Origin of the sequence: Haloferax namakaokahaiae (assembly GCF_042663225.1) — an archaeon.
Lineage (GTDB): Archaea > Halobacteriota > Halobacteria > Halobacteriales > Haloferacaceae > Haloferax > Haloferax namakaokahaiae.
The window spans coordinates 72,232-85,687 of sequence record NZ_JBHTAA010000015.1; the positions used below are offsets into that span (position 1 = coordinate 72,232).

Genomic DNA, 13,456 nt, shown 5'->3' on the forward strand with positions numbered 1-13,456 from the left:
TCGTTGTGCCAGACGGACCGACCAGTCCGAGCGAGGGGCACACTCGCCGGACTCGAGCGTCGGTGGTCAACTCAGCTATCGGTGGTCCCCGTTCTCGGTCGCGTGGCGATTCCCTGTGCCGCGGCTTCGGCGCTAGTCGGAATCGGTGGCATGGTAGGCTCTGGTGACCCGGTCGGCAATCCCAACACGGTACCGCGGTAGAACAGCCCCAAATCCGTCGTCTCGAAGTACGTATCCACGACGCTGACCCTCGCGTCGAGGCCCGCGGGCCACTCGAAGGTCCCGCAGGCGACGTCCCCCCGGGCGTGGCCAGTCAGGTGGCAGTTGGCGACTTCGATGTCGTTGAAGCGCGCCCAGATGCCACGGTCGCCCTGGTCGCCGCCGACGGCGACGCAGTTCTCGACGCGCGAGCCCGTCGTCCCGACGCGGAAGTGAGACGCGCAACAGCCCTCCGCGTAGGAGTTCTTAATCGTGACCGTCCCACCCTTTCCGGGGAGTCGATTTGCCACCGTCTCTCGCGGATAGCCCGGTGTGCTCGCGTAAATCGCGTTGTCGGGCAGGTCCTGAATGTTCGTCTGGTTGATGGTCAAGTCGCCACCGTGAGTCCGGTAGACGTAGATGCCGGTGACCCCGTCGTACTCGTCGTCGGGACAGCCATCGGCGAAGTAGAAGTTCTCGATGAGACCGGTACCGCCGGCATCGACGCGAGCGCGGAACGGCTCTGCTTTCTGGTACTGGTCCCAGACGCCTTTGATGCCGACGTTACGGACGACCCAGTCGGCCCCGTTGGCCTCGATGTCGAAGGTGGCACCCGATGCAGAGATGTCGATGAGCTTGTTCTCGAACGTCTCGCCGGAGTGTACGCGGGCAGTGTACGTCTCGCCGGCACCGACCGTGATTTCCTCGTACTCAGGCGTAGCACTGTCAGCGGCCCAGAGACTCGCAATTCCGGCCACGGCCGCGACCGAGACGGCCCCGGTTGCTTTGAGCAGGGAGCGACGGTCGAGCGTGAGTCGAGATACACCCTCGTCGCCTCCGTCGGGACTGTCGGTCGCTGCAGCAGTACTCTCGTCTCGGTCGTCGGGACTGTCGCCACCGACACCAGTATCCTCGTCTAGAACACCGAGCGGAAGGAAATCGCGCACCGCGAAGGACGAGCCCTCGCGTACCGATGTCTCTCGCTCGTCGTCGGCCTCCATTGTCTTGTCTAACAAGACAGTGGATTGAAGAATGAATGTTTGGTCCGGGAGGGGAACGATGCGTTCCCGTCGAACCGCGGCACGAGCGACTGCACCGTGCCGATAGCCACGTCAGTGGCTGCAGAAGGTGTGATTGACTGCTGTGCGGTGCGCCTAGGCCGTGTCCACCTCCTCGCCGTTGACGAGGACGCGGTAGTTGTCGGCGGCAACATCGGCACTGAAGTCAGTGAGCCAGCCGACGAATTCGAAATCATCGACGTAGCCGTTTCCAGTCTTCCCGGTGACCGTCGTCGTGCCGTCACCGTTCGAGGTGACCTTCTCCGAGCCTTCGGACTCGGGCCCGCGCGTGGCGGTGCCGTTGACGGTGAACTCGTAGCGCACGAGCGGGCCGCCCTCGGTCGTCTCGACGGTGAGCGTGTTCGTGGACTGTACCTCGATTTCCTCGCCATCGACGAGGACGGTGTAGTCGTCGGCGGCGACGTTCGCACTGAAGTCGAGCAGTTCGCCCTCGAACTCGTAGTCGTCGGCGTAGCCGTTGCCCGTCTTGCCCGTGACCGTCGTCGTCCCGTCGTCGTTCGAGGAAACCGAGTCGGAACTCTCCGCGTCAGCCCCTCTCGTCACCTCACCATCGACGGTGAAACGGTACTCGACGAGCGGGCCGCCCTCGGCCGTCTCGACGGTGAGCATGCTCGTCTGCTCGAACGAGAGTTCCTCGCCGTTGACGAGGACCGTGTAGTTGTCGGCATCGACGTTCGCACTGAACGCCGTGAGTTCGCCGTCGAACTCGTAGTCGTCGGCGTACCCGTTGCCGGTCTTGCCCGTGACCGTCGTCGTGCCGTCACTCGATGCGAGCGTGTCGGAACTCTCCGCGTCCGACCCCTTGGCGACTTGGCCATCGACGGTGAACTCGTACTCGACGAGCGGGCCACCTTCGACCGTCTCGACGGTGAGCGTGTTCGCCAAATCGGGGGCGTCGGTCACGTCGGTGGTGGTGTCACTACTGTCGGTCGTCGAGTCAATTGTCGGGCCGCCACTCGCCGCTTCTTCCGCACTGGTGGGCGCGCCGTCGGGAAGCGCCTTGGTCGGCGACCCGGACGAGCCAGCGCGGACGGTTCCGCGGTAGGTGAGCGTGTCGTCGGTCGTCTCGAAGTAGGTGTCTGTGGGCGTGACAGTCGCATCGGCACCGTCGGGCCACTCGTAGGTCCCGCAGGCGATGTCCCCCTGTGCGTGACCGGTCAGACTGCACCCGACGACTTCGATGTCGTTGAAGCGCGCCCAGACACCGCGGTCGCCCTGGTCGCCGCCGACGGCGACGCAGTTCTCGATGCGCGAACCCGTCGTCCCGACACGGAAGTGAGACGCGCGACAGCCCTCCGCGTAGGAGTTCTTGATGACGACGGTGCCTTGGTTACCCGGGTAGCGGTTCCCGACGGTCTCTTCGGGGTAGCCCGGCGTACTCGCGTAAATCGCGTTGTCGGGCAGGTCCTGAATGTTCGTCCGATTGATGGTCAGGTCCCCCGCGTGGGTGCGGTAGACGTAGATGCCGGTGACGCCAGCGTAGGTGTCGTCAGGGCATCCATCCGCGAAGTAGTAGTTCTCGATGAGACCGGTACCACCGGCATCGACGCGAGCGCGGAACGGCTCTGCCTTCTCGTACTGGTCCCAGACGCCCTTGATGCCGATGTTTCGAACGACCCAGTCGCTCCCGCTGGCTTCGATATCGAACGTCGCGCCGGGTGCCGAGATGTCGATGAGCTTGTTCTCGAACGTCTCACCGGAGTTCACGCGTACCGTGAACGTCTCGCCTCTTCCGACCGTGATTTCGTCGTACTCGGCGGCTGCCGCAGTTCCCATGCTACTCGTTCCGACTGCACCCGCGAGGAGTGCCCCACCCGCTAATTTCAGATATGATCTCCGATCAAATTCGTTTGGCCGTTCTTCCTGACGGCTGTCCTCTGACATACTAATCCCCCACTAATGCGGCTCATTAAGCCATTTTACCAGCTCCTCGCAGATGATATTATTTTAGCTACGAATCGTTTGCATATTTTAACCAGATGGTCACCAACTACGCATACGATTAGTAGACTATTAACCCAGAAATTCACCATCTTGTGAACGATTAATCTTTCTCTCGAACAACATTTTCGAGTGGTACAATAGAGCCACGTCTATCGAAAACGGGCGTATCAGTCGATAGTACGGATTAACACTCAATTATTCGATACGTTCGAGAGTGAGTGTATGTGATATTGTCATTTCAATACGACAGAACGTTACGAGGCGAATGGTGGTGATTTGTTGTCACGTTAGCTTGCGATTCGAAGCGGGTGTGATTCGCCGTCGAACAGAGCGAAGAGCGTCGCTCGATTCGTCGGAGTCATCGGTGAACTAGACTCTCCATTACAATGACCAATACCGTCGAATCGGTCCACAATGAGTCGAGACCTCACGAGTGGCTTTCTCTCAATTTTGAACGGGAAGGTGCTGACCTCGGTCATCGGCATCCTCTCGCTCCCACTCATCGTCCGCGTGCTCGGGCCAACCGGGTACGGAAACTACGCGTTTCTCTTGTCCACGTTTTCGCTGCTCATGATTCTGGTTAGCTCAGGCGTGACCGAAGGGACCCAGAAGTTCGTCGCCGAAGAACGCGACGACATCGACAGGTGGCAAAGCGGTGTCGTCGGATTCTACCTGAAACTCGCCGTCGTGCTCGCCGTCGTCGGGAGCGCCACGCTCGCGTTACTCACCGCCTCGGGCGTCCTCCAACAGGTGCTGGAGAGGGAGTTCGAGGTGTACTTCTACCTGCTCGCGGTGCTCGTCATCACCGTCCAACTTCGGTCCTTCGTTCGTCGGGCGTTGCTCGGACTCGGACTCGAACCCTACTCTGAGTCGCTCATCGTCGTCGAGAAACTCATCTTGGTGGGAATCGGTCTCGGGTTAGCATTTATCGGATTCGGAGTCGCCGGCTTCCTCGTCGCACAGGCCATCGGGTCGGCAGTCGTGTTCGTCGTCGGCGTGGCCGTGTTGTCCCGTCGTCTCTCGCTTCGAGCGATGGTTCGAAAACCCATGGTTGCGCTCCCGTATCGTGAGTTGCTGTCGTTCAACGGCCTGAACATCGTGCTCGTGTTGCTGATGACCTCGCTCTTTCACGTCGATATCATGATGCTACGCCTGCTCGTCAGCGGCGAGCAGACCGGATTTTACAAGGCGGCGCTGGAACTCGCCGAGTACATCTGGCTGATTCCGACGGCGTTCCAGACGCTCATGCTCCACTCGACGTCGAAGATGTGGTCGCGCGGGGAGCACGAACGTGTCAGCGCACTGGCGGGGAAAGTCACTCGCTACGTCTTTCTCATCACCTCGCTGCTCGTCATCGGCGTGTTCGCGCTCGCAGACCGGTTCATCCCCATCTACTACGGTACCGAGTTCGCCGTCGTCTATCAGCCGCTCTCGTACCTGCTCCTCGGGGCGTTCGGCTTCGCACTCGCAATCCCGCTATCGGGAATCAACACGGCGACGGGGCGACTCCGGCCCCTCATCGGGGCGACGGCACTGGCGGCGGTGGGGAACATCGTCTTGAACAGCCTGCTCATCCCCCGATACGGAATGATCGGTGCCGCAATCGCCACGAGCATCAGCTACGGGTCGATGTTCGTCCTGCACGTCGTCTGCGGGTACTACCTCGGATATCGGCCGCTGACCGGCGTCCGTCCGATTCGGGTGGTCGTCACCGCGCTCGTGAGTGCTCCACTCGTCCTCGGCGTCGAGTCGGTCATCGTCAACGACATCGTCGCACTGGTACTCGTGCCGCCGGTCGGCTTCCTGTTGTTCTGGGCGGTCGCCCTCACGACCGGTGCCATCGATAGAAGAGAAGTTCGAGTGGGTCTCTCGGCGATTCCAGTCCCCGTGGAGAGGGTCTCACGATGAGAGACGCCGCGTCGAAACCCCACGGTCTGAGGACTGACCGGCAGGAGCGTACCCTTACCCAATTAGGCAGTAAACAACCAATATCGGAACTACTCAATCAATCGTCATATGATACAGTCACACGACCCGCACATTGTGAGATATCTGAACGAATCGAGCTCAGATGTCGCCGTGACAGCAATCACGAGGGACGAGCTTGATTAACAACAGCCCATTCGGAACGCGGCAGTTGGACACCTTCGTGGCGACTGCCGTTCTCGTGCTCGCAATCGTGCTCTTCCCGCTTCGGTTCTTCGCCTCTCAAATCCTCATCGAGACGGTCCCCATCGTTCTCGGTGGTGCCAGCGTCGTCTTTCTCGCCGTCAAGTACTACGGGCACGAGGATGCGTCGTTCGCAAACTGGCAACTGTCAGAAGAGACGATTCACGTCTTGCGTGCCGCGACCATCGTCGGTCTCGGCGGGATGGTGTCAGTTGGTCTCCTCACCGACGGTCGAACCGTCCCGTTCTTCATGGTCGCTTCGGTCGTCGGCACGCTCATCTTCGTCCAAATTCTCTTCTCGGAGGAGTCCGCACTGCAACCGTCGGTCATCATCGGCGAACTGTTGGCGTTCGCCCTGATACTGAGAGGAATCGCGTTACTCACGACGCCCGGGCTGATTGGCGTCGATACGTGGACGCACGTGTTCGAATTCGCCGGGGCGATTCGAGAGGCGGGAGAACTCTCGGGGATGTCCGAGTCGAAGTACTTCGCCGCGCCGCTCTATCACCTGTTTCTCGCCGTCGCTGGCGAACTGTTCCACTCGTCGCTCAGAACGGCGCTGTACGTGTCGCTGGGCTTTGCGATTCCCTTCTCGACGCTGTTGATATACTTCACCTCGCGGTACTTTCTCTCGGTTCGGTGGTCGCTGCTCGCACTGGCGATGTACAGCGTCAGCGACCACGTCGTCCGCTGGGGTCTCGAAATCATCCCGACGAGCATGGGCGTGGCGTTCTTCCTGGCGATATTCTACGGTGCCGCGAAGATATACGTCAGCGAGAATCGCCGCCCCCTGTACGCGCTCGTGCTGTTCTTCTGTCTCGCAATCGTCCTCACGCACCAGATTTCCTCGTTCGTCGCACTCGTCTTCCTCGGGGCGGGCATGGTCACCCAACTGGGCTACCGCTACGCCCTCCCCGAACGAATCGCACACCACCTGTACGACAGTCGCAAGCAAGTGAACTTCGTGGGGCTGTTCGCGTTCACGATGGTCGTGACGTTCGTCGATTGGATGTACACGCCGCTGTCGAGCGAGTCGTTCCTCACCGGCATGATCGACCTGTTCAGACGACAGTTCGAGGCCTACGCTGGCTTCCTCAACATCGTCAGTAACACCTCGGTGACCAGCAGCACCATCGAGTCGCTCATCACCACGATTCCGGTGACGGTCGGTCTCATCGACACGCTTGGATTCCTGTTGTTGCTACTCGTCACCCTCATCGGTTCGTTCACGCTCCTCCGGCAGAACCGCCTGAAGATGCTCCACATGACGTGGCTCATCTCGGCCGGAATCATGCTGTTCGTCGCCCTCGGAATGCCGATATTCGGTATCTACACCTTCGTTCCGAACCGGTGGTTCGCGTTCCTGTTCGTCCCGATGGCGCTCGCGGCGGCCTTCGGACTGCGGTATCTCACCGCGCATCACCCCTCGAAAGCCATCGTCGTTGGCATCCTCATCTTCGCCGTCGTCTTCCCCGGCGCGACGATGATTGGTCACAAAGGAACGCCCGACGACCCGGTGTTCAACGACATCTATCCGGAGTTCAGCTACACGGAATCGGAACTCCAGGCAGCCGAGACGATATCGAGCATCCACCCGAGCGGCGAGACGCTTCAGACCGACCACCCGTACTGGACCGTCTACGAACGGCGGCAGCAGGACGACAGGATGAAGCAGTTCGAACTGACGGACAGGGGAACGATAGCCGCGGATGCAGCGGTCTATCGCCCCTACCAAACTGAGGGCGCACCGAAGGCGACCTACAACGGCGAACTGCTCCGGGTCCAACTCCCGCACGACTCCGTCTGTGGCCCGGCGCGGGATACGGTGTACACGATTGGGTCGGTCGAATACTGCCGCTAGAGACGACAATGATTCCAGATACTACCTCTCGACGCGTTGATTCGGCGTTCGAACGACAGTTCACCACGATTCTCGTGCTGCTCAGCGGCTACACGGTGGTCGCCGCGGGCCTGCTCTGGTTGGTCGAGTGGCTCCCGACGTTCGTTCGGATTCCACTCGCACTCCCGATACTGCTGTTGACGCCCGGGTTCGCAGTCGTCACGGCACTCGTTCCGACGTCCGCAAGCGCACCCGAACAACCGGATGACGACGTTTCCTCGACGAGCGCCTACCTCCCGGAGGGACTCGGCGTGTTCGAGCGTGTGACCCTCGCAGTCGTCGTCTCTATCGCACTCGTTCCGCTGGTCACACTCGGGGTCAACGTCGTCGCCGGAATCGACATCGGACTGATTCTCGCCGGCGTGTCACTCGTGACGGTCGGTGCCACAGCGGCCGCGATACATCGACGCCCGACGACGGGAACACACGCGTGGGGGAGTTCGTCCAGTTCCATCTGGGAGGCCGTACCGACCGACCGCCTCACGGTCGGCGCACTCGTACTCGCCCTCCTGCTGGTCGGGACGAGCGCCGCCGTCTCACTCCCGGGAAGCGAGGAACCCACCGACATGACCGAGTTCTACGTCGGGAACACAAGCGCGAACGGGACGTTCGTCGCAAGCGATTACCCCCAGTCGTTCGCCGTCGGCGAGGAGAAACCGTACCACCTGAAGATTCGGTCCAACGACGACGACTCACGGCAGTACGAAGTCGTCGCACTGCTCACCACAGGGTCCGGCGACTCGGCGGCGACGACCGAACTCGGACGGACGACGACGACGGTCCAACCCAACGAGACGGCGACCGTTCGATACCCCGTCGAGCCGACCCAGCGAGGTGAGAATCTCACACTCCGGTTCCTGCTCTACCACGGGACTGCACCCCAAGAAGCAGACGTCGAAACGGCAGACCGCGTACTTCGGATATCCATCGACGTTGGGCAGCAGAGCGCCGATACTGACAGTACTGAAACATTGATACTCCCACCAGTTGAACACACACTCGACAATGGAGTGACAGAATGAGTGAAATGTCGCCATCTGCAGACGGTCAGAACCGAGCGACCGGTGAGGCAACGGACCCGACGATTTCGGTCGTCATTCCGACGCTGAACGAAGAAGAGAACATCGAAACGTGCCTCGATTCGGTGTTCGACGCGCTACAGGACGGCCCATCGTTCGAAGTCATACTGGTGGACTCGAACTCCGAGGATTCGACCGTCGAACGCGCCCGACAGTATCCGATTACGGTACTGCAGATTACGGAAGACGACCTGACGACGCCCGGTGCCGGGCGATACGTGGGGTGGAAAGTCGCCAATGGCGACCTGCTACTCTTCGTCGATGGCGATATGCAACTTACCGGCGACTGGGTGCGAGACGCCCACGACACCATCGAGAGCGAGCCGAACGTCTCCGGCGTGGATGGCTATCTCGACAGAGCGACGTCCGCGGAACGTGAATCGGTCAACGCGATTAACGGCGTGATGTTGTACGACGCCGCGGTCCTCGACGAAGTCGAAACGTTCGACCCGTTTTTGCAGGGGTACGAGGACATCATCCTCGGGTTTCAGTTGCGAGCGGCGGGCTACGACTTGCTTCGCCTCCCTATCGTCTCGGCGACTCACGCCAGACCCTACGAGATTTCGCAGTTGAAGCGGCGCTGGAACAACGGCTACATGTACGGACTCGGGCAGGTCGTCCGTAAGTCGCTGACCTCTCCGAAGATTTTGAAGCTCCTGCTGATTCGAAACCTCATGTTCGTGCTATTCTTGCTGTTGTTCTCGGTCGGAGTCGCAACGTTCGTCGTGAGCAGAATCCTCTTCGTCGGGTGGGTCCTCATGGCGACCAGTCTGTTCCTCGCCGACTCGCTCTGGGAAGGGCCATCGTTCGCCGCAGAACGCTGGATTCGAAACGGAATCTCGTGGTACGGGTTCTGCCGTGGGTTCCTCATGACGGTCCGAGCACCGTCAGAGTTCCCGCTGGACGCCGTCGAGACCATCGCAGACGGAACCACGCACGGACCGGGCATCGAAAGTGCCCCCAAAGTATCGGCTTCGTGAACTCCCGCCGACTTCTCGCCGACCGAATCGTCGAACCAATCGTCGAACTAGTCTGGTATCTACGTCGTAACGAAAACGCACTACCGCCGGTCAGTATGGCGGATTCATCCACTGTAGCCCCTGTTTCTCACGTACTTGAAACTTCGATAGGCACATGATAACAAAACCAATTCGTGGAAGAATGTCAATCGAAAATGACATTCAACGATACTCATTCGTGTGCTGACCGACAATCGATTCGCGGCGAGAGGCTCTGATGACGGGATTCGTCGGCGGCCACCTCACGGATACGTCGCTCGAACAGAGCACGGCCGAACTCTATCGTGAACCGTGGTACGAAACCGACGGCTACCACCTCGCGGGGTTCGGTCTGACGGTGTCTCACCACGGGTCGAAAGACCCCCGCGGATGCACGACGTGGCGAGACAGATGGCGGATGGGCGTGCTCTACGGCGTGATTACGAACCGCGACGAGATGAGCACGGAGGCGTTGTTCACCCGACTGCTGGACGACCCGGACGCGCTCCTCGCCGAGTTAGATGGCTCGTTCCTCGTCGCCGCCATCGACAGCGAAGCCGAGCGCGTCGTCCTCGCAAGCGACAAACTCGGGACGCGACAGCTATTCTACATCGACGACGACCCGTTCGCTTTTGCGACGGAAGTCGGCGCGCTCACCGCCCTCCTCGACGACTCGCAGGTGAACGAGCGAGCGGTCAGTGACGTGGTCATGAGCGGCCACGTCTGGGGCGACAAAACGCTGGTCGAGGGCGTGAACTATCTCCAACCGGGGACGGTCCTCGAATACGACCGCACCTCGGGCTACGAACGTCGCCGCTACTGGGAACCGGAGTTTCGACACCAGCGGGGCGATTCGTATCTGTCTACCCTCGCCGACGCCTATCGAACCGCCGTCGAAGACGCCGCGGCGACGACAGACGAGACCGTCGGCACGTGGCTCTCGGGGGGCTTAGACGACCGGTTGCTGGCCGCAGCGCTCGGCCGTCACCGGCGTGTGACTGCGTTCTCCCCAGAGACCGCCAGTACGGCGTCGTCGAACGACCTCGCGTCAGCGGTCACCGAGGAACTCGGTATCGACACGAAGTCCGTTCTAACCGCACCCGACCGGTTCGTCGAGTCCATCGACGCAGCAGTCCAACTCACGAGTGGGATGGTCGAACTGGGGTCGCTCATCAGCCCTGCGTCCGTGTTCGACGTCTCGGAGACACCGGGGCAGTTCGTCGAGGGAGGGCGACAGGGAAGCGCGTTGGCGACCGAACTGAGTCGGCGCGTCCTCACGCGGAGTAATTCGCCCGAAGAGGCGCTTTATCGCGCCGACCGGCGGGTCGATGTCGGCGTCGTTCGCCACCTCCTGAACACGTCGTTCGACCCGATGACCTCCTACCGCGAGGCGGTCCAAGAGAGCAGCCACTCTGATTTCTACGGTTCGACGTTGGACTGTTACTACCGAAACCACCTCTCTCGGTGTGACTTCGGGAGCACGCCGCTCTTGGAGAGTCAAGCCGGGACGCGAATCCCGTTCAGTACCGGCGAATTCCTGACGGCCCTCGCGGCGATGCCGCTCGAACACCGAGTGCGAACGCTCCCGTTCACGAACGGGACCGTCCCCGCGGGGACGTCGGTTCCCAAACTCGAACTGATGCGGCGTCTCGACGAGCGACTGGCGGCGATTCCCGACGAACGAACCAAGGTTGCACCGTCGCGCCCGCTGTGGCAGCAAGTCGTCGGAACGGCCATCGGCAGTTCCATCGAGACGCTCCGTGAGCGCCTCACCGGCAACGCGCAGTCCTTCGATGGGCAGTCGATTCTCGCCGAGTGGTACCACGAGGACGACGACTTCGCGGCGTTCGTCGATTCGGTGCTGGATTCGGCGTGCGAGCGCCCGTACTTCGACGCCGAGGCGATTCGGCGGTTACAGTGGAATCACCTGACGAGGGACGAATCGAACATGAACGCGCTCTCCGGTATCGTCACGGTCGAACTCTGGGTCCAACGCTACATCGACCGCCAACCAAAGTCGGCCGAAGAACGAGTTGCGACCGTAGAAAGCGCCGTCAACACGTCCTGAACGACCTCATTTTCGCACAAAAGAGACCCACCGGAGTTCGCTCGGACTACGTCGTCACGGAGTGCTTCGAGAGCGACGGCACCCGTTCGACGGTCCCGTAGTTCAGCGCGACCTGGACGATAACGTCGGTGAGGTTCACCTTGTCGGCGAGGAAGGCCTCGCGTTTCTCCGCCCACTTCGCCTTCGACTCGTCGTCGGCGAGAATCTCTTCGGAGAGCTTGATGACCTCGTCGAACTCCCGCACGTTGTAGATGAGGCCCTCGCGTTCGAGCGCTTTGAAGTTCCCCATGTCGTCCTCGCCGACGAAGGAGTTGGAGCGAATGGCGGGCGTACCGAGCAGCGCGGCTTCCGTCACCATCGTCTGCGTATCGGCGACGAGCAGACTCGCTTCCGAGAGCACGTCGTGGATGAGCGCGGGGTGGAAGTCGAAGGGGCGGGTGTCTATGTCGCCGTCGTGGCGTTCTTCGCTCTCGTCGAGGACGAACACCGTCGCGTACTCGCTCAGTGTCTCGATGAGTTTGCGGCGGCGTTCGGGGGTGAAGCCCTTGTGCCCGACGTCGTGGTGCGAGCCGAAGGCGTTGAAACGGACGACGACGAACTTCTCGTCCGGGTCGAGTCCGAGTTCCTCGCGGATATCGACCGATGGCTCGAACACGTCGGGGTGGAGATACGCCGTCTCTTTGAACCCGCGGAACTGGTAGTGGTTCTTCGCCAGTTCCTTCCCGAAGGTGTGTGGCGTGAGGATGGCCTTGGCGAACGGTTTCGAGACGATGTGGTCGAGAGAGGTCGGTTCGGAGTCGAGGACGAGCACGGTCGGCGTGCGTGAGAGAGCGCCGGCGTGAGCCGAGTAGCCGCCCATGCCGAAGATGAGGTCCGGGTCGAACTTCCGAACCTCGCGGAAGATGTTCCAGTAGTGGAAGGGAAGTTCCTTGAACAGGGAGTTCTTCGTCGTCTCGCACTTGCCGTAGATGACGTGCGGGAGGTCGTAGTATTCGAGCAGGTCCTTGGTACAGCCGTAGTCTCGGCCGAGAACGAGGACGTCGTGGCCCTGCCGTTGCAGTTCTCGCACCGCGTACTTGTAGAGGTGGACGTGGGCGGGAGTGTTTGTGAAGAACACGTATCGCATAAGTTCTATCCGAGAAGAAGGCGCCAGTAGGAGTAGTTATTCAGCGTCTACCCGGCCGAGAGCGGAGTTCCCACCCGATTGAATCACCCGTCAATACCGGATTACACCCAGCATAACAAAACGACAAACGCCCCACAGGTGCCCAGCGAAAGCGGCCCGAGATTCGTGCCCCAGTCGGCCGACCCAATCGGCGAAAGTGGCACGATACTCGGCGTCCTCTCTCCGACCAACGATGTGTCCACTTTCGAACGCGGCGGCCGAACCGCATAGCACCCACGCGAACACCCCGGAGCACCGCTGATGTGGCCGTGGGAACACCTCGCAGTCGGCTATATCGCCGTCTCGATGTGGGCGCGGGCGACGAATCGGCCCCTCGACGGCTTCGCCGTCATCGCCGTCGCCTTCGGAACGCAGTTCCCGGACCTCATCGACAAACCGCTGGCGTGGTCGTTCAACGTCTTCCCGAGCGGGATTTCGGTCGCTCACTCGCTGTTCGTCTCGATTCCCGTCGCGCTCCTCGTCGTCCTCGTCTCCAGACGATACGGCGTCGCTACCGTCGGTGTCGCGTTCGCACTCGGTTACCTCTCACACATCCCCGCCGACCTGTTCTACAGCGGGTTCTTCTTCGGAAACTACGGCGCACTCGACTCGTTCCTCTGGCCGCTCTCTCACAGCGGCGAGACCGCGACGAACGGCTTCTTCGGGCAGGTGTGGTACTATCTGAGCCGGTTCCTCTACTACGTGCAACGCCCGGAAGCAATCGCCTACCTCCTGTTCGAACTCGTGCTGATGGGGAGTGCGTTCCTGCTCTGGCTAACGGACGGGAAGCCCGGAATCGAACTCCTCAAGCGTTCCTTGACCGAAATCCGTCGAAGCGCCTCCCGGTAGCAACGTC

At 61.1% G+C, this 13,456-nt stretch carries 9 protein-coding genes; 6 read left to right on the top strand and 3 right to left on the bottom strand.

Going from position 1 to position 13,456, the window contains the following annotated elements:
* Positions 1-71: 71 nt before the first annotated feature.
* Positions 72-1,199 carry a hypothetical protein gene (locus ACFQJC_RS17925; protein WP_390226047.1) on the bottom strand — a complete coding sequence of 376 codons (1,128 nt, stop codon included), beginning with the start codon at positions 1,197-1,199 and terminating at the stop codon, positions 72-74.
* 153 nt (positions 1,200-1,352) lie between these two features.
* Positions 1,353-3,053 (bottom strand): hypothetical protein, encoded by a 1,701-nt coding sequence (locus ACFQJC_RS17930; RefSeq protein WP_390226049.1) that lies wholly within the window; start codon positions 3,051-3,053, stop codon positions 1,353-1,355.
* A 582-nt stretch (positions 3,054-3,635) separates the two neighbouring features.
* Here ACFQJC_RS17930 and ACFQJC_RS17935 point away from each other — a divergent pair.
* The 5 genes from ACFQJC_RS17935 to ACFQJC_RS17955 all read left to right on the top strand — a co-directional run bounded on the left by ACFQJC_RS17935 (position 3,636) and on the right by ACFQJC_RS17955 (position 11,435).
* Positions 3,636-5,129: a flippase gene (locus tag ACFQJC_RS17935; RefSeq protein WP_390226051.1), complete on the top strand. Its 1,494-nt coding sequence runs from the start codon at positions 3,636-3,638 to the stop codon at positions 5,127-5,129.
* A gap of 196 nt (positions 5,130-5,325) precedes the next feature.
* Positions 5,326-7,251: an ArnT family glycosyltransferase gene (locus ACFQJC_RS17940; RefSeq protein ID WP_390226053.1), complete on the top strand. Its 1,926-nt coding sequence runs from the start codon at positions 5,326-5,328 to the stop codon at positions 7,249-7,251.
* Between the two features lie 8 nt (positions 7,252-7,259).
* Entirely contained in the window at positions 7,260-8,312 is a 1,053-nt protein-coding gene (locus ACFQJC_RS17945; RefSeq protein WP_390226055.1) for a DUF1616 domain-containing protein, read from the top strand.
* Positions 8,309-9,349, top strand: a complete 1,041-nt coding sequence (locus tag ACFQJC_RS17950) for a glycosyltransferase family 2 protein (protein WP_390226057.1) — start codon at positions 8,309-8,311, stop codon at positions 9,347-9,349. The genes ACFQJC_RS17945 and ACFQJC_RS17950 overlap by 4 nt, the downstream gene beginning before the upstream one ends.
* A 256-nt stretch (positions 9,350-9,605) precedes the next feature.
* Positions 9,606-11,435: an asparagine synthase-related protein gene (locus tag ACFQJC_RS17955; RefSeq protein WP_390226059.1), complete on the top strand. Its 1,830-nt coding sequence runs from the start codon at positions 9,606-9,608 to the stop codon at positions 11,433-11,435.
* Positions 11,436-11,481: 46 nt separating this feature from the next.
* Here the strand turns inward: ACFQJC_RS17955 and ACFQJC_RS17960 are convergent, their stop codons facing one another.
* Positions 11,482-12,561 carry a DUF354 domain-containing protein gene (locus tag ACFQJC_RS17960; RefSeq protein ID WP_390226061.1) on the bottom strand — a complete coding sequence of 360 codons (1,080 nt, stop codon included), beginning with the start codon at positions 12,559-12,561 and terminating at the stop codon, positions 11,482-11,484.
* 300 nt (positions 12,562-12,861) lie between these two features.
* Here ACFQJC_RS17960 and ACFQJC_RS17965 point away from each other — a divergent pair, with 300 nt between their 5' ends.
* The gene (locus ACFQJC_RS17965) at positions 12,862-13,449 is read left to right on the top strand and encodes a metal-dependent hydrolase (RefSeq protein WP_390226062.1); all 588 of its coding nucleotides are present in this window, start codon (positions 12,862-12,864) and stop codon (positions 13,447-13,449) included.
* Positions 13,450-13,456 lie beyond the last annotated feature (7 nt).